The organism is Vibrio sp. TMPB1044, from assembly GCF_030442075.1.
GTDB classification, from domain to species: domain Bacteria; phylum Pseudomonadota; class Gammaproteobacteria; order Enterobacterales; family Vibrionaceae; genus Vibrio; species Vibrio satsumensis.
Map to the genome: position 1 here is coordinate 1 of NZ_JAUJED010000024.1, position 15,520 is coordinate 15,520.

At 45.2% G+C, this 15,520-nt stretch carries 15 protein-coding genes and 1 pseudogene; 8 read left to right on the plus strand and 8 right to left on the minus strand.

The features are described 5' to 3' along the window. Positions 1 to 460 precede the first annotated feature (460 nt). Positions 461 to 896: pseudogene (locus tag QQ041_RS17900) on the minus strand (GNAT family N-acetyltransferase). A 136-nt stretch (positions 897 to 1,032) separates the two neighbouring features. Beyond that, positions 1,033 to 2,106: a hypothetical protein gene (locus QQ041_RS17905; RefSeq protein ID WP_192854688.1), complete on the minus strand. Its 1,074-nt coding sequence runs from the start codon at positions 2,104 to 2,106 to the stop codon at positions 1,033 to 1,035. Positions 2,107 to 2,877: 771 nt separating this feature from the next. Here QQ041_RS17905 and QQ041_RS17910 point away from each other — a divergent pair. Further along, complete coding sequence (locus tag QQ041_RS17910) at positions 2,878 to 3,225, plus strand: helix-turn-helix transcriptional regulator (protein ID WP_225998621.1); 348 nt, start codon at positions 2,878 to 2,880, stop codon at positions 3,223 to 3,225. Further along, the gene (locus QQ041_RS17915) at positions 3,219 to 4,535 is read left to right on the plus strand and encodes a type II toxin-antitoxin system HipA family toxin (RefSeq protein ID WP_261891713.1); all 1,317 of its coding nucleotides are present in this window, start codon (positions 3,219 to 3,221) and stop codon (positions 4,533 to 4,535) included. The genes QQ041_RS17910 and QQ041_RS17915 overlap by 7 nt, the downstream gene beginning before the upstream one ends. A 381-nt stretch (positions 4,536 to 4,916) precedes the next feature. Here QQ041_RS17915 and QQ041_RS17920 read toward each other — a convergent pair whose 3' ends face one another. From QQ041_RS17920 to QQ041_RS17945, 6 genes are all read right to left on the minus strand, one after another. Continuing rightward, a complete protein-coding gene (locus tag QQ041_RS17920) occupies positions 4,917 to 5,303 on the minus strand; it encodes a hypothetical protein (protein WP_285954677.1) in 387 nt (128 codons plus the stop codon). Positions 5,304 to 5,437: 134 nt separating this feature from the next. After that, complete coding sequence (locus tag QQ041_RS17925; protein WP_237300440.1) at positions 5,438 to 6,052, minus strand: LysE family translocator; 615 nt, start codon at positions 6,050 to 6,052, stop codon at positions 5,438 to 5,440. A gap of 629 nt (positions 6,053 to 6,681) precedes the next feature. Then, positions 6,682 to 7,962: an MATE family efflux transporter gene (locus QQ041_RS17930; RefSeq protein WP_192854587.1), complete on the minus strand. Its 1,281-nt coding sequence runs from the start codon at positions 7,960 to 7,962 to the stop codon at positions 6,682 to 6,684. Positions 7,963 to 8,006: 44 nt separating this feature from the next. Further along, complete coding sequence (locus QQ041_RS17935; RefSeq protein WP_192854589.1) at positions 8,007 to 8,348, minus strand: hypothetical protein; 342 nt, start codon at positions 8,346 to 8,348, stop codon at positions 8,007 to 8,009. Between the two features lie 45 nt (positions 8,349 to 8,393). Beyond that, complete coding sequence (gene pyrF, locus QQ041_RS17940; RefSeq protein WP_192854591.1) at positions 8,394 to 9,101, minus strand: orotidine-5'-phosphate decarboxylase; 708 nt, start codon at positions 9,099 to 9,101, stop codon at positions 8,394 to 8,396. 9 nt (positions 9,102 to 9,110) lie between these two features. Then, positions 9,111 to 10,268 (minus strand): aminotransferase class V-fold PLP-dependent enzyme, encoded by a 1,158-nt coding sequence (locus QQ041_RS17945; protein ID WP_285954678.1) that lies wholly within the window; start codon positions 10,266 to 10,268, stop codon positions 9,111 to 9,113. A gap of 272 nt (positions 10,269 to 10,540) precedes the next feature. On the opposite strand from QQ041_RS17945, the gene QQ041_RS17950 reads away from it, so the two are divergent. The 6 genes from QQ041_RS17950 (at position 10,541) to QQ041_RS17975 (ending at position 15,509) form a co-directional block, all read left to right on the plus strand. Continuing rightward, complete coding sequence (locus QQ041_RS17950) at positions 10,541 to 11,248, plus strand: hypothetical protein (protein ID WP_192854595.1); 708 nt, start codon at positions 10,541 to 10,543, stop codon at positions 11,246 to 11,248. Next, positions 11,241 to 11,846 carry a dTMP kinase gene (tmk, locus tag QQ041_RS17955; protein ID WP_192854597.1) on the plus strand — a complete coding sequence of 202 codons (606 nt, stop codon included), beginning with the start codon at positions 11,241 to 11,243 and terminating at the stop codon, positions 11,844 to 11,846. Before QQ041_RS17950 ends, tmk begins: the two co-directional genes overlap by 8 nt. After that, complete coding sequence (gene pyrF / locus QQ041_RS17960; protein ID WP_192854599.1) at positions 11,836 to 12,669, plus strand: orotidine-5'-phosphate decarboxylase; 834 nt, start codon at positions 11,836 to 11,838, stop codon at positions 12,667 to 12,669. The genes tmk and pyrF (QQ041_RS17960) overlap by 11 nt, the downstream gene beginning before the upstream one ends. Positions 12,670 to 12,817: 148 nt before the next feature. Further along, positions 12,818 to 13,480, plus strand: coding sequence for a hypothetical protein (locus QQ041_RS17965; protein WP_192854601.1), 663 nt, complete (start codon positions 12,818 to 12,820; stop codon positions 13,478 to 13,480). Between the two features lie 12 nt (positions 13,481 to 13,492). Next, complete coding sequence (locus QQ041_RS17970) at positions 13,493 to 14,725, plus strand: hypothetical protein (protein ID WP_285954679.1); 1,233 nt, start codon at positions 13,493 to 13,495, stop codon at positions 14,723 to 14,725. A gap of 7 nt (positions 14,726 to 14,732) precedes the next feature. Further along, positions 14,733 to 15,509: a glycosyltransferase family A protein gene (locus QQ041_RS17975; protein ID WP_192854605.1), complete on the plus strand. Its 777-nt coding sequence runs from the start codon at positions 14,733 to 14,735 to the stop codon at positions 15,507 to 15,509. Positions 15,510 to 15,520 lie beyond the last annotated feature (11 nt).

The window sequence follows — 15,520 nt, forward strand, 5'->3', positions numbered from 1 at the left end:
GAAGATGAAGTAAGGGTTGTAGGTAGAGTTGCGTTAGTAATGGAAAAGCGTTAACTGTTGCACTCATCTGTTTAAGAGCACTCGCAACTAATTTGATTAATAGCGTCACCGATACTTAACAGCCTATTATCATCCGGGCCCCGGGGGAATAGCACTAACACTTTCGCATACAAACAAAAAAGGCTGCCTTATGGTAGCCTTCTTCTTTGGCTCGTTGTGCAACCTCTAAGTGGTCCTGAAACATTTTTGAGCATTTCTGTGTTAGTGGTTTTGCTAAATTAGCAATTCATGAATAACTACAAGTATGGAAAGTCACTAACTTGGTGCCATGCGTTAATAGACCAGTTCAAGGCGCAATGTCCCTCGACCATCATCGAATAATTTGCTTAATAAAGTGGCTTCAGGCTTGTTCAACACTCGGGATTTAGTGTTGGCTACGCAACACCTTAATCCTTATTTGTTATGCCTCTTGGTCACGATAGACATTCGGTTGCCAGATTTGCATTAATATCTCTGGATTTTCTACTGGTCTAAAACCGAATTGAGCATAGAGCCCGTGAGCATCCCTAGTGGCCAAAACCATCCTACGGAGTCCTTTTACATCAGCGTGTTCGACTATCGTTTGCACTAACAACTTGCTCAGACCTCTCCCTCTATGACGATCGTCAATAAACACATCCGCAAGGTAAGCGAATGTAGCTCTATCTGTTATGAGTCGAGCAAAGCCAACTTGATCGCCAGTGTCAGTAAAAACACCAAAACAAAAAAGAGTTTGATATCGCCTTTTTCAAAGTTTCTCTTGGAATCTCAGAAGCCCAATAACTACGTGAAATAAATTTATAGATAAACTCAAAGTCGAGGCCTTCATTGTTTGTGCTTACTTTGTATCCTTGCATTGCTCTCCATCCTTGAGACATAACGCCAAATTAAGTAGTGAGTAACGCTACCACCCACCTAAACCATTGTGCCGTAAACACTTAAGCTGATTCAAAGCAAAAATGCTGAGCGTTACGAATCTGCTTGAATTTATTGTTAGGCGATTGTTGCACGCAGATACTCCTCGTGCACTGACTCTCTCAAAGTCAGCATATACTCAGATGTCCTATTTTCTGGAAGGTTAGTTTTTCTTTTAGGGCTGTTCGCATTTTCTTGCCAATAACGAAACCTTTGGAAAAGTTTACTCCCATGACCATATTTCTTCCCCCACATAGTAGAGAATGTCTGTTCAAGCCTGTCAAAGTAATCTTCTGGCTCTTCAGTAGAGCGAGGAAGCATCATATTTGCTGTTTTGGCAACAGCTTTGTCCATACTAGCCAGTAGCCACAACTGTTCAGGATCTTTGTTAGCTAATGTTAGCCAGTGCTGAAGTAGTGCTAAATCCCAACCAGCATTCCTGACGCTTTTCATTGAGTTAGACTTGAGCATTTTAGGAACTTTCTCGCCACTAAAATATATCGCCATGAAGAAAAATGCAGGAGCACAAAACACATACTCCTCAAACATCCATTCTAATAATAACTTCACAGCTTCATAATCGTTTTTGCACTTAGAACGAATGCTCAGCCCCTTTTTGATGACGACTATATTGAACTCAAAAGCTTTGACACGGCATTCTGTATCAAAGTTAGCCAACTCGCCTGTTTGATAGCGAGGAGCAACTTCAGAGGGGATAGAGTTAATGTTATTTAAGGCAATATCCAAATATAAATTTGCATCCAAATTATCTGCTGAACGGAAATAGCTTAGCTCTTCATCTGCACGTTCGACAGAAGAGTTCTCAATGTATTCATGATATGAAAGACCCGGTTCAGATTTTATGTTTGAAGCATTGAAAAAGGCTTGAAGAGCGGCGGTCAGCCTATGACAACGGCTTGCTTCAAAGTCTGGCGACAAATTAATACCTTTAACCAAGTCAATTAAATATGAGACGATATTTCTATCAAGCAAACAGCTAACCTTTTGGTTACTGTTCAATAAATAATTTTCAAGTTTATATGCATGGTCAGAATCAATTCCATAGGGATTGAGCAAAACTTTTGACTCAATCAAAAGCTTTTCAATTTCTTTAAAGTCGCTGAGCCTTTCTTGATATATTACTGCTTCCATACTTTCCTCAAATCGCCTAACATTTTAATATCGTGCAGGCACGAATTCACACTTTCACTGCATCCCAAGAACATCACTTAACCAAATGAAAAATAAGAATATAATGCAGTATAAATCCGATTTTTCAGGTGCAAACCGTGCAAACACACATTGCTTCCAATTCAAGGCACGTTATCACTGAAAAACTTCCATTTAGTTATCGACTATTCAATAGCTTAGAAACACTTTAACAACGTATTCGTGCGTAATTGTGTTTGAAGATCAGTCTCTAGTGGTCTAGTAAGTTAGAACTTTAGGCATGAGGAAAAGTAAGACAAGTTCCTGAGTTTGAATCTGAGTTCATCCCTCTCTGGCTCACTTTGGGGCATTTTCGTGTTCCCCCCCCCCCCCCCGCCAGAACACCTCTGGACATAACTGCGTTACAAAGCGACTTATGTGAAGGTTAGGACACAACTATCGGGCGGGAAAACAAGTTAAGTCAGATAGAAGCACAAGCTACTCAGAGTTCTCTATTACGACGAATCACCAAACGGCACCCTAATAGATTAAGATTAATAGCCTCGCATGCGGGGCTTTTTCTTGCATAATAAACACCAAGCGCACTCTTAATGCCTTTTTTTACGGTCACTACGTGTTATAAATGCTCACTATGACCGTTTTTAAAGGCATTACATTCTCTGATATTTTTTGTTATCATTGCTGTGTAATGACTGCTTTTTAAGTCATAATCTATATTAAACTTACTTAACGATTGAATTTTAGGTCATTATGATGAAGTCGAATATATACGCAATGTCAGATGAAGCACTGATCAGTGAACTTGGCCGTCGAATCGAAAGACGAAGACTCGATCACCGTTCGTCACTTACTCAAGCACAGTTAGCTAAAAAGGCCGGAATCAGCCGGTCAACATACCAAAATATGATAGAGGGTAGATCAACCCTAATAAACGTCATCAAGGTACTCAGAGTGTTAGATTCATTGGAAGGCATTGAATCTTTCCTACCAGACCCTGGAATTAGCCCAGTACAACTTCTCAAAATGAAAGGGAAAGTACGCCAAAGGGTAAAGCTGGCCTCAACGCCACAACAACCTAAAGAGGAGGACTTAGATTGGTAGGCAAGAAATACGACACAGCAAAAGTCAGTATATTCGGTAAAGATGTCGGCGCTCTAGCTGAAGATACTACGACCGGAATCGTTAGCTTTGAATACTTCGATGAGTGGCTAAAAACTGGGTTTGCCATTTCACAAAGACTCCCTCTTGAGGCTGGCGCGTTTAGTTTTCCCACTCTGAATTATCCAACCTATAAAGGCCTACCTGCAGCCTTCGCAGATACTCTACCCGATGACTTTGGTAATGCCGTAATCAATGCCTGGCTTGCACGCCAGGGCCGAGACCCACAATCTTTCAGTGCATTGGAAAGACTGCTCTATACCGGTTCACGAGGTATGGGAGCTCTTGAGTACACACCCGCATTAGCTGACACGAATAAAAAACAAGATGAATCAATTAAACTCGACTCACTTGTAGCAATGGCACAACTCGTCCTTGACGAAAGAAACAACCTAGATGAAACCATCATCAATGAGCAGGAAGCGGAGCAAGCCTTAACTGGCATCCTTCAAGTCGGCACCTCAGCTGGCGGTGCTAGAGCTAAAGCGGTTATCGCAGTCAACTCAGATCGCACGCAAATACGCTCAGGTCAGGTAAATGCTCCCAAAGGCTTCGAACACTTCCTATTAAAGTTTGATGGCGTTGTCGAACGCTCATCCACTAGTGAGGTATTTGGTGATCCTAAAGGCTTCGGCTTAATGGAATATGCCTATTACTTAATGGCCAAAAAAGCCGGCATCAATATCTCACATTGTGAATTATTAAAAGAAAACGGGCGTGCTCACTTCATGACAAAACGATTTGACCGCGTTGGAAACGAAAAAGTGCATTATCAATCTTTATGCGCTATGGATCACGCAGATTTCAAACAACCTGGCGGTTACAGTTATGAGGAACTCTTCACCCTATTGCGCTCACTGAGACTTGATCGACTATCAGCACTTGAAGTGTTTAGACGCATGGCCTTTAACGTGATTGCCCGCAACCACGATGACCACACAAAAAACTGGGGATTCGTTATCAATAGTACGAACAAGTGGGAACTCGCGCCAGCATTCGATCTAGCATATAGCTACAAACCCGGATCGCCTTGGGTAGAGAGCCATCAAATGTCGATCAACGGTAAGCGAGACAATTTTACCAAACAAGACTTACTAGGAGTCGTACCTCCATCACTACAAGGTGAGGCAGAAGCTATTTTAAGTGAGGTTCATGCCACCGTGACAACATGGCGAGAAATAGCAAGAGACGTAGGTGTCGAACCATCGTTCCTTGATGAAATAGAGTCCAACCACAGACTCAATCTAGTATGATTACGATCGCTCCTTCGGGAGCGTTTGCTCTCTACCTGAATATTTGAAGTATCAACTTAACAAACAAGTGAATCGAAGCACGCAGTAAGGTGCTGACGATCCCGGCAAGTAACTTCCTATAATGAGAGGCTTGTTAGCAGGGATTACCAAATACAAGCAATTCAACACCTCATAGAAAAGTATAACGATACATCAGTATCGTCTAGCAAGCTTTTGGACAGAAGCGCGTTAGAGTTTGAGATCTAACACGCTCGATATAGATTAGAATAAGTATCTTGAAACCTTAAACGCTTGTATGTTTTATTTGTTGCGATTTTTCAACTGCTCTATCAAAGAGTCTACTTCTGCTTCCACGTCGAAAGAAACTTACTCATAATTCCCCTATATTCCACTAGTGACTTCATATGTAATTGTTCTGAGAAATAACGTTGCTGCTTGAAGAGAGTCACCAAACTGGAGAGGACGTTTTTCTACCGGAGCAAAAACCTGTCCATCATGGTTTTGGCAGAAACCTGGGTATATCGAAGCATTCTTAATCCTAGTTTTAATTAAAGAAAATGCACTTTCACCTTTAGTTAAAACCTCATACATATTGAAGTTCATCGCATAGACTTCGTCATTTCTACTTATGACTTTTAGTTGTCCACCTCGCAGCTGTGAATGCGAGCCAATTGACATATTTGAACAATGTGGAAAAAGACACTCGAATTTTTTGTTTTTCTTCAGTTTTTCAATTTTCCCGATTTCTTTTTTCAGTTTATGATCCACTGAAGCCTCCTAAAAAAATAACGCCTAGCTAAGTGGCTAACAAACCCACCACCTAACTGAATTGACCACCTTATACTCCAAACTAAACCGAACCAAAAATGCCAAGCGTTTGTTAGTCCGTCTTAAGCGCCTTGTTACGTCTTTACCGCCAGCATTGCACCACAAGTAGCTAAGAAGCCACCTGAAAGCTTGTTTAATCGCTTTCTAGCAATATGCCCCTTAAACATGAAGCTAGCTTTTGAAGCAGCACATGCATAAGTTGCTAGAATGCCACCCACGGATATCGTAGACAGAAGTAGTATGCTGACGACGTCGAGCGCAGTTAGAGCAGTTAAATCAACAAAAGCAGGGAAGAACCCCATATAAAACAAAATGGCTTTTGGGTTAGAAAGAGTCATGAGCATCCCCGTGATTAAGCTAGATGACTTTATACTTACCTTTGTTTTCTTAGCAGTTAAGTCTGAAACTTCAGAAGTCCAAGTAACGTAAGCCAACCATAAAAGGTAAGTAACCCCTACGTATTTGATTAGGACGGCGAACTCACCCATCAAGCTCGCAACCAAAGATAGACCGGATATTGCTAAAAATATAAAAATGTAATCAGCAACCAATACTCCAACTACCACCAATAGCCCTTGTACTGAACCATATACTATAGACCTAGATACCACGGCAAGAACACTTGGTCCGGGAATTGCCGCGGATAACGCCATTGCAATAAATAAAGCTATTCCTGATGATATTGTCACTGTCTCTCCTTAGACCTAACATTCTTAATAACAGGCAGTCTCGTTTTTCTGCCTGCCCGGCTTTCCATTAATTTATCATAAGCCACTAAAAATTAAAGAGAACACATTGAGAGGTGCACTCTATCCTCACATAAAAACGCGCCGGCATGTTATCACTTTTAACAATACGTGTTATCCAAGATATGAAAATCATAAACCTACTAATAAATAGTAACTTATTACGTCTTCTATCAACAAAGCGAGACTAAACACTAAGTAAAACATGCCTCTTTCCATACTCAAACGACATTCAAACTTAATAACCTGTATAGATACATAGAAAAAAAAGATGCTAAGAAAATCAGTCATAAACTTGATATTAGGTTTTGTAGGGAAAACTCACACGTCTAGATTCTGTAGAATATTCAATTTAACTCACTTTGGGGCATTTCTGAGTTACGTCGTCCCGCCAGTAAGGTGCTGGACAAAAATCAGTTACTGAATTTTGAATATTAGCAATTCATGAATAACTACAGATATGGAAAGTCCCTTAATTTGGTGTCCAGTATTAATGGTGCAGATCATTGCATTTAGTGTGTTAGCACACATTCTTACCAATGTCTTTCGACGCGTTAGACTGGGGTGCTATCTTAACGGTTAAATCTACCACCTTGATAACGTGAGCGAGCCTCTATCTTCCTTTGCTCAAAAGCTCTTCTTAGTAAGCACAACGTTAGTGTTTCTGCGACTACCACGGCCATGACATACCCAATAATCTGTCGGATATCGACGACCACTAGCAGCCAAACCATCGACGACTGCAAAAAACACCTGCCGAGCACTTCATATGTCACCGCTACACGATGAAAGCCAAACACCTTGAGATAAGACACAGAAAAATAGCTACTGAGTGATTTCATCCCCAGATCTAACGAAACCATGATTAAAGTACTGCTCAGCATCAGATCCAGAGCTATACCTGACACCGATACACTAATGATGGAAGCGAAGAAAAAGAACACCATAGACACGCGGAGAAAGTAGTCAATCTCATGAGAATAGGACACTACGACAGACATAGGGTCGTTTTTAATGTCCATTTTAGCCATGACAGCAATCATTGATGCCACCGCATTCATTACCGTTAAGGCCATGCCCTGAATGCTCATGATCATTGAATACCCCGCAAATGTCTCGCTTGGCAAGCGGGCCAGATGTGCATAAAGAAATACCGACGCCGCGCTCCCCCCAACACTACTGGCAAAGGACGTGCCAAACAGACCCGATATTTTTTTCAGTATCACTCGCCGGTCAATGGACGCAGTTGTCTGACCTTGTCGTGCGTGAATATGTTTGACCGTATGAAAGCCCATCCAGAGCAACCGGACAAAGCGGGCAATCAGACTCCCGAGAGCGGCACCTTCAATCCCCATCGTCGAAGGATAGATCAGCCAATAGGACACTAGTACATTGATGGGCACTTCAATCAAAAAACCCGTTAATGTGACCTTGGTTTTGCCATAACTGCGCAGAAAAAAACCACAACATAGGGTCATTTGGGTCACGGGGAGAGAGAATACGAGCCACGATAGATAGGTCGAGACCAGTGTGTTGAGAGCCGGTTTACTCACCACTGCGTCGACAATCACCTCGATGTTCAGCCACAGCGAGAAACCCATCAATACCGAAAGCAGGGTTGCCATCGATAAGGCCAGATAAAAAGCGTTAACGTTGGCGGCATCCTCTTCGCCTTTCAACGCGATCACTGATTGCGCAAAACCGATCTGAATCGACAGCAGCACCATCAGAATCCCGCCAGATAAGGCGACAGCAGACACTTCTTCTGTGCCGAGTTTGGCTAGTAGTAACAGGTCAAAGTATGACAGTGACGCGGTCAATACCCCCTGAACAATCAAGGGGAAGACCATCATGTCGAACGCCGTCGGATGGTTGATTTTATTGAACGACGTGCGTATCAAAAGGCCACGACTTTGGGTTCAATGCAGGGGGAAATCATCTCACCCACTTTTGTCATCACGGTTAGAAAGACGTCTGGAGAGGAGATGCTATTGGCGTTGATCACGCCGCTTTCATTGACATGAAATGAAATGCCATCAACTAGCACTTGCAGTCGTTTGAGACGAGTAAAATGGACCGGATGATAACCAAAAGTAACCATCCGGTCCTTTAACTGAGCTAATCGGACCGTCCCCTCTAGATGCATTTTGGTCGCCAGGCTGGATTGTTCAGCACAATATTCATGAAGCACAATCTGTTTTTGCTCAGCGAGATGACTGATTGGATTATCAATGTTCACGTTTTTTCCTCACCAATAACGGATCGCCAACTGGCACTCTTTTTTTTAGGCCAAAGACAACGTCTTAGCTTCGTAGGTTTTGAGCGCTTGCTGGGTTGCGGCTTTGATGTGTTTGACTGTCTCCACGGGATCTTCGGCTTGATAAATCGCACGACCAATGATCTCAAAGTCCGCCCCGGCCGCGATCGCATGGCCGTATTTACCGCCTTGCGCCCCAACACCACAACAGACAATGGTCAGACCCGGCCCCACGAGATCTCTCACTTGTGCAACCACTTCTGGGCGGTTACCCGGCGCTTGGACGCCGTCGAGTCCCAAACCTCTTGCCATTTCCGCAAAGTCTTGGGTAAAAGAGGCCGAAAAATCCAGTCCGCCCGGGTTGGTCAGTTGAGTGATCAGGAAAATTTTGGTCTCTGGGGCGGCCTGCTGCATTGACTGAATGGCGTCCACCCCGATAAAGCCGTGCGCCATGACCCCATCGGCACCCGCCTCGGCGGCCAATCGGATTATTCTGTCGTTGGTGACCGGGACATCGGCAATCTTGATGTCCGCAAAGACAGGAATGCCGTAGCGCGCTTTGATGTCGGTGATCACGCTGAGCCCCTCTTTAAGAATCAGCGGGTAGTTAAACTTGATCACATCCACATCATCACTGATCAGATCTAAAATACGAAACGCTTCGGCTTTCGATTTCACATCCACGGCAAACATAATGCCCGTTTTCCTAGGCCATTTCTTGGCAGGTACTCTCATTGCAACTCCTTACTTGATTAATTCGAGACTGTCGCAGAAATAGTCGACATCCTCAGTGGTGGTCATGGTTCCTATGCTGATCCTGACACTGCCTTGCGGATAGCTGTTGGCGATTTTGTGGGCGCTGACCGCACAATGAAACCCGTCTCTGGTTATGATGTTGAAATCCTGCAGCAGAATCAAAGAGAGATCTTTGGGTGACAAGGGTGGGACGTTTATCGTCACCACCCCATGGGGCGTGCACGATCCGGGCAGGTAAGTCACGACGTGGTCCATGCCCTCCAATCTGTCGATCAAATAGCGGGTCAGCGATTTAATGTGGTCTTCAATTGCCCGGATGCCTTTCGCGGACAAATGCTCCAGAGCACCACGCAGACCCACAATCCCCAACATATTTGGCGTGCCCACTTCAAATTTGTGCGGCCCCTCTTCGACCATCACAGGTTCAATACTTTTTATCCCCGTCCCACCGAACTTAATGGGTTTCAACCTTGATTTGCACTGGTGCGAGAGATAGAACCCACCGATACCCGATGGACCGAGCAAGGACTTATGCCCGGGAAAAGCGAGAAAATCTATGTGGCTTTGACTGACATCGATAGGAATACTGCCAATAGACTGAGATGCATCGACAGCAAAAATGCTCTCGGGGTGATGTTTAGCTATGACACCGATTTCAGCGAGCGGAGATTCAATGCCTAGCACATTTGACACATGGTTAATAATAACAAGCCGGGTATTTTTCTGGAGCAGTTCACTTATTTGCTGAGTGTCAAAACCTGACTGTAGAGAGGCGTGACAAGTCGTTACTGAAATATCTCGTTCTTCTTTCAGAAAATTAAGTGGTCGAGTAACAGAATTATGTTCCCAGGGAGAAATAATGACGTGATCACCTTTATTCAGAAAACCAAATATAAGGTAATTCAGTGATTCTGTCGCACCTGACGTAAAATATATTTCTTCGGGTTTACATTTTATTAAATCGGACAGTAAACCGCGAGTAACGTCAGGAATAGAATTAGCCTGATCCGTAACATCAAACGCACTACGGTTGAAGCTTCCGCAGCCATACTTGGTATGAAAACTGATCCGTTCATGAACCAAATTAGGCTTGGGATAAGATGTGGATGCGTTGTCCATATAACAGATACCTTGTCCATCTAACATTTTATTACCTTACAATCATTAACTAGCCTTAAAAAGACACTAATACAAACTCTTTCAACAACACCACAACCAAATTTTATTTAACTATTTGGTTGTGGTTATTACTATTACACAACATTAAAACTATAATTAACAATCTATGATAAAGGTTGACAGAAAAAATAATTAATAATTAATAATTAATAATTATTAATTATTGCTTAAGGTTTTTATATTGATCTATTATATTTAACCCCTCTTAGCTGTATTAAAAAAATGGTGACCACAAATACATGACAAATATACTAACTAATCTTATTGAAGAAATAAGACATAAAAAGTCAGAGCATGAAATAAATAACCCATCTTCTCCATTCTGGTTAAAAATTTCCAATCTAATATCTAAAATCACGCCAAGTGAATTATTAAATTCGACGGTAGAACATGTTAAACAAAGTCAATATCCGACTGGAAGTTGTCTTGTGCACGAGAATGGTTTTTTCAAGATTTCTCTGTTCAAAGATAGCCAAACGGAATTGCAGATCAGACTGCACTTCTGGCCAGCTGGCTCGCAGGACACCAATATCCATAATCACCGCTGGCACTTCGTCTCTTGCATCATCAGTGGCAGCATGACATTTACCAACTGGGAGACGGCCACCGACTTGGACTCGTCTCAGGACATGACGCTTTATGAGGTGTCCGATGCGAGCTCTGGACTGGTCAAAACTAAGACTAACCTTGGCTCAACACGCCTGATGGCCCATTCCCAGTACATGGTCAATACGGGTACCTTTCATTACTGCCACAAAAACACGTTTCATTCCGGAAAAACCAATCAGGCGACCATCACCTTGATGATCACCGGTGCCCCAACCAAGCCAAGTACGCGAGTGATTTTTCACAGCGAGGCACGCCAATCCGTCCCCAGAACGGCCCTATCAGTCGAACAACAAATTGATCTCCTAACCCAAGCCACAAAGGAACTTACGAGTGAATAACAGAGGGAAGCTAATAGTCATCTGCGGGATCGACGGCTCAGGAAAAACAACCCTTGAGGAGGGTCTTGCCCATTGCTTGCAGGAGCAAGGAATCGACGTTCTCCAAACCAAACAACCTTCCGATCGGTATCGCAATGACCATCATGTCCGCGCCTACCTGGATACAGGTGTTCGTGGGATCAGCATGGAAGCGATGGCGTTACTGTCCGCTTACGACCGATTAGAGCACATCGAAAAAGTCATTTTACCAGCCCTAGAATCGGGCACCTGGGTGCTCTGTAACCGGTATGTGTATTCTGCTCTGGCGTATTTCAAACACCGCGGGGTGGACATCGATTTTGTCAAAGCAATCAACGCTCAAGTGATGGAAGAAGATTTCGCTTTCCTGACCGATCTGCCTGCGTCAGTCGCGTGCGAACGAGTGCGCGCGAGGGACGGCAGCACGGCCAAATTCGAAGAAAAAAACATCGAGTTTATGGAGTCGGTCAGGCAGACGCTACTGGACGTCTTCCCCCCTCAGTATTCCACCCTAGATGGCACCATGACGAAAGCGAAACTATTAAACCTAGCATTGGACCACATCCAACATGAGATTTAACGAAAAGCTATCCAACCGTATCCAACAACAACAGTCCTTTCTGTGCATAGGCCTCGATCCGGACAAGGCAATCCTGAGTTATTACGGTTTTCGCGATGATATATTTACCTACAACAAAGCCATCATTGATGCGACCCATCATTATGCCGCGGCCTACAAACCCCAGTTTGCCCACTATGCGGCCATCGGACAGGAAAAACAGCTGCAACAAACCATCGCTTACATTAAATCTAAGTACCCGACCATTCCGGTGATCCTGGACTCGAAACGAGGAGATATTGGCTCGACGGCCAGCAACTATGCGCTCGAATCTTACGAACGCTATGACGTCGATGCGGTCACACTCAATCCTTACATGGGACTGGAGACTCTCGCCCCCTACTACGATTACCAGGACCGAGGTTGTGTAGTGTTGGTCAAAACCTCTAACCCCGGCTCGAAAGACTTTCAAGCTCTGTTACTCGCCAATGGTGAAAAACTATACCAATCGATCGCCAACGCGGTGTTAGCCAAGTTTGACGAAGCACAAACCTTGTTCGTCGTGGGGGCAACCAGCCCTGAGGAACTGGCCCAGCTGAGACAAGCACACCCCAACACTACGTTCTTGGTTCCGGGATTCGGTGCCCAAGGAGGCGATTTGGAGGGCGTGATTCTATCTGGCATGACCCGTGAGGGGCAAGGGTTGCTGCTCAATGTCTCCCGAGGTATTACGCTCGTCAACGATGTTGAAGACTTTGCCAGCTACCTAAAACAAGTCAAGCTGAACGCCAAAATTTGGCATGACAACATGAAGCACTTGAGAGAGAAATATCATGGAGAATGAGTTCAACAAGCACCTGTTGTCTTTTGAGTCTGGTGTAAACTCAACGCAATATGAATCCTATCGCAAGCACTTTCACCGACCGGTTATCCAACATATCCGGTGTGCCAGGCCCGGTTGCTTACACCGACATTGGCAAACCGGGACACCGATGAAGGCCACTATCACAGTTCAGGAGTTTTTCCACAACCTAGGAATAGAGCAAGCCTTTCTGGGCAGCGATCAGCACTCTTTCCAAGCGCTGGCGTATCAGGCTATCAACCCCTGGGGATTTGTCGGTTACCAGTTTGGCGAAGAGCTTATGATGACATTGGGCTACTACAAACCTAAACGAGTGGCCGTTGCGGGCGAGAGTACCGCGCGCCCCCAGCACTACTCGTACCTCGCGAACGAGCAGCTCTGGTCAAAGGGCACGACTCGACGCCTTCATCAGGGACCCTATGGGCCCTTGCGTGTGACACATGTTAACGAGTGGCAAGGCGTGTTCACGGGTAAGGAGGGCGTCACCGACTTTTCAACGCTGACCACGCCATCGGCTCAGAATGCGATACTCAAGTCCTCACAACAGTTCCATTTAGCCGTGCTCCTTGAGCATTTTGGTCTCAGCAAGTTGCAATCCATGATCCAGGCAACCCCGCTCCTCAGTTGGTCTGGGGTTCTGGCCGCCGCTCACTTGTGTGGTACAGAAGGCATAAAGCGTTACCTAGAACACAAGCACGCCACAGTCGATGAACTGGGGACAAGTTTGGATTTCTATCTATCGAAGTTTCATAGTTTGGACTGCGATATCTCACAACTCATCAACGAATTGTAAACGGAATATTTCATGTTATCTGAACGGATTGCGACTAATCCCACACAATGGCACCTCCTCACTCAACAAGTGTCTGATCTGGATCAATGGCTGCTGGCCTCACCGATCTACCACTTATCGACGCCCGTCGCCCTATCGGCCATGGGTGAGGTCATTGAGGCCATCGTGAACAACAACGATGGATTGACACTTACCATCAGTGACGATGGTCGTTACTACACCGCCCACACCCGACCAGCCATACTTAGCCGATGTTTTGAGGTCATTCCTGTGTCGGAGCACACCGACGAAGCACACCATCAGGCGCTGGCACAGATCAGAGCCTCCTTTGGTCAACTCAGCTCGCCTGTATTGTTTATCGCCTTCACAACAAACAACGCCTCCATCAGCCGTTTCTGCTTTCTCATTCACCATACCGTTGCCGACAGACAAAGCATGATTTTATTGACCAACGAGCTCTTTCATCGTTTAGCCCAACTGAAGCATGATCGGCCGCGTCACCCTGAGATCACCCGAAGCTCTTTCATTCGCCATCTCCAGCAGAATTTCTCACTCTGCTCTCAACCGCGGTCCCCTCATAGCCAGGCATCTAAGCCAATGATGGCTGGACTCAATCAGGAGACCGAAACACGCGCCGTCAGCTTTCGATTTCACTCTCCTGATTACGAGCTAAAGCTTGCAATTAGCTTGGGGCTGGGACTCGAAGAGACGCTGATGTCGGTGCTGGCGATGGCCTATTATGACACGTTTGGCCAACCCGAGTTCGAGTTTGAACTGGTTTGCTCGGGCCGCCGTCAGCAGCAGCAAGAGATTGTGGGCTGGCTATCTCAAACCTGCCAGCTGTCTTTGATCGCGCAGGCCGACTTGAACGCAACCGCTCAAGTGAATCGCCAAGAAATCGACAAGGCGATGTTGCTGGATCCGCGCCAGATGCCGGCATCCGCACCCGCCAATAGGGTGTTAAACATCATAGATCGCGGAAAAAATCAATTTGATTATCAAGGTTTAGTGGCTGAGGTACCGACTCCCACGGGCTTACCCAACTTCGGCGATCAGTCACAGCGAATTTACGCCTTGGGGATTGGGGTGATCCTTTCTGCGTCTTCCCTCACTATCCAGCTTGATTATGCCAAGCAAAATAAGACGGCGCTGCAGATCATCCCTTTTCTTCACCGTATTCAACAAAACATGGCGACGGAATTGGCTTCCATCGTAACCCCATGCTCTGAAACCCCCAGTGATTGAGGACCCCATGCCGAATTTTTCAGTAATCATCCCAACTTACAATCGTCTGTCGCTCCTAAAGGCTTCCGTCGAGAGTGTCTTGAAGCAAACCATGGCTGACTTTGAGATCATTATCGTAAACGACCACAGCGTACCGATTGTGCCGCACACCTTCAGTGATCAGCGAGTGTCTGTCATCAATTCATGCCTTGAGCGGGGACCTGCTTTTGCACGTAATCTCGGTATTCAAGCAGCAAAAGGACACTACATCTCTTTTCTCGACGACGACGACCACTGTCACCCTGAGTTTCTGCGTAAAACCTGGCGTGCGTTAGCGCCCACCGACAGCCAGATTGGCATGAGTTGGACCGGTGCCAAGTTCTTCAACGGGGAGCAAGTGACTCGCGTCTACGCACCAACCATTTCTGAGGACGATGACCAGGCGCTGCTCGATGAGTTCTTGAGTATCGGTACCGGGTTTGGGGTTACGTTTAAAAAAGAGTGTCTGAGTCACACGGGGCTGTTTGACGACCAATACCGCTATATCGAGGACACCGAGCTCTTTATCCGAGCCCTGTCGCACGGCTACCTACCGCTTCATATCCCCGATTTATTGGTCAATATCCTCGACCACAGCAATGAACGACAGACCAATACCGAAAACTACGCCAAGAGAATTGCTGAATGCCGACAACTAATCGAGGCCAACGGCCACTTTTTCACTCGGAATCCACGAATGAAAGGACAACTTCACTGGACAATTAAAGATTTGGAAACTCAAATCGCCACTGCCCTCTTTGCTTAACAACGGACACA

What these genes read in the sequence shown, in the direction of transcription:
- QQ041_RS17905 (WP_192854688.1), bottom strand. Translation starts at nt 2,106, where the DNA reads ATGGAAGCAGTAATATATCAAGAAAGGCTCAGCGACTTTAAAGAAATT.
- QQ041_RS17910 (WP_225998621.1), top strand. Translation starts at nt 2,878, where the DNA reads ATGAAGTCGAATATATACGCAATGTCAGATGAAGCACTGATCAGTGAA.
- QQ041_RS17930 (WP_192854587.1), bottom strand. Translation starts at nt 7,962, where the DNA reads ATGATGGTCTTCCCCTTGATTGTTCAGGGGGTATTGACCGCGTCACTG.
- pyrF (WP_192854591.1), bottom strand. Translation starts at nt 9,101, where the DNA reads ATGAGAGTACCTGCCAAGAAATGGCCTAGGAAAACGGGCATTATGTTT.
- QQ041_RS17945 (WP_285954678.1), bottom strand. Translation starts at nt 10,268, where the DNA reads ATGTTAGATGGACAAGGTATCTGTTATATGGACAACGCATCCACATCT.
- QQ041_RS17950 (WP_192854595.1), top strand. Translation starts at nt 10,541, where the DNA reads ATGACAAATATACTAACTAATCTTATTGAAGAAATAAGACATAAAAAG.
- pyrF (WP_192854599.1), top strand. Translation starts at nt 11,836, where the DNA reads ATGAGATTTAACGAAAAGCTATCCAACCGTATCCAACAACAACAGTCC.
- QQ041_RS17965 (WP_192854601.1), top strand. Translation starts at nt 12,818, where the DNA reads ATGAAGGCCACTATCACAGTTCAGGAGTTTTTCCACAACCTAGGAATA.
- QQ041_RS17970 (WP_285954679.1), top strand. Translation starts at nt 13,493, where the DNA reads ATGTTATCTGAACGGATTGCGACTAATCCCACACAATGGCACCTCCTC.
- QQ041_RS17975 (WP_192854605.1), top strand. Translation starts at nt 14,733, where the DNA reads ATGCCGAATTTTTCAGTAATCATCCCAACTTACAATCGTCTGTCGCTC.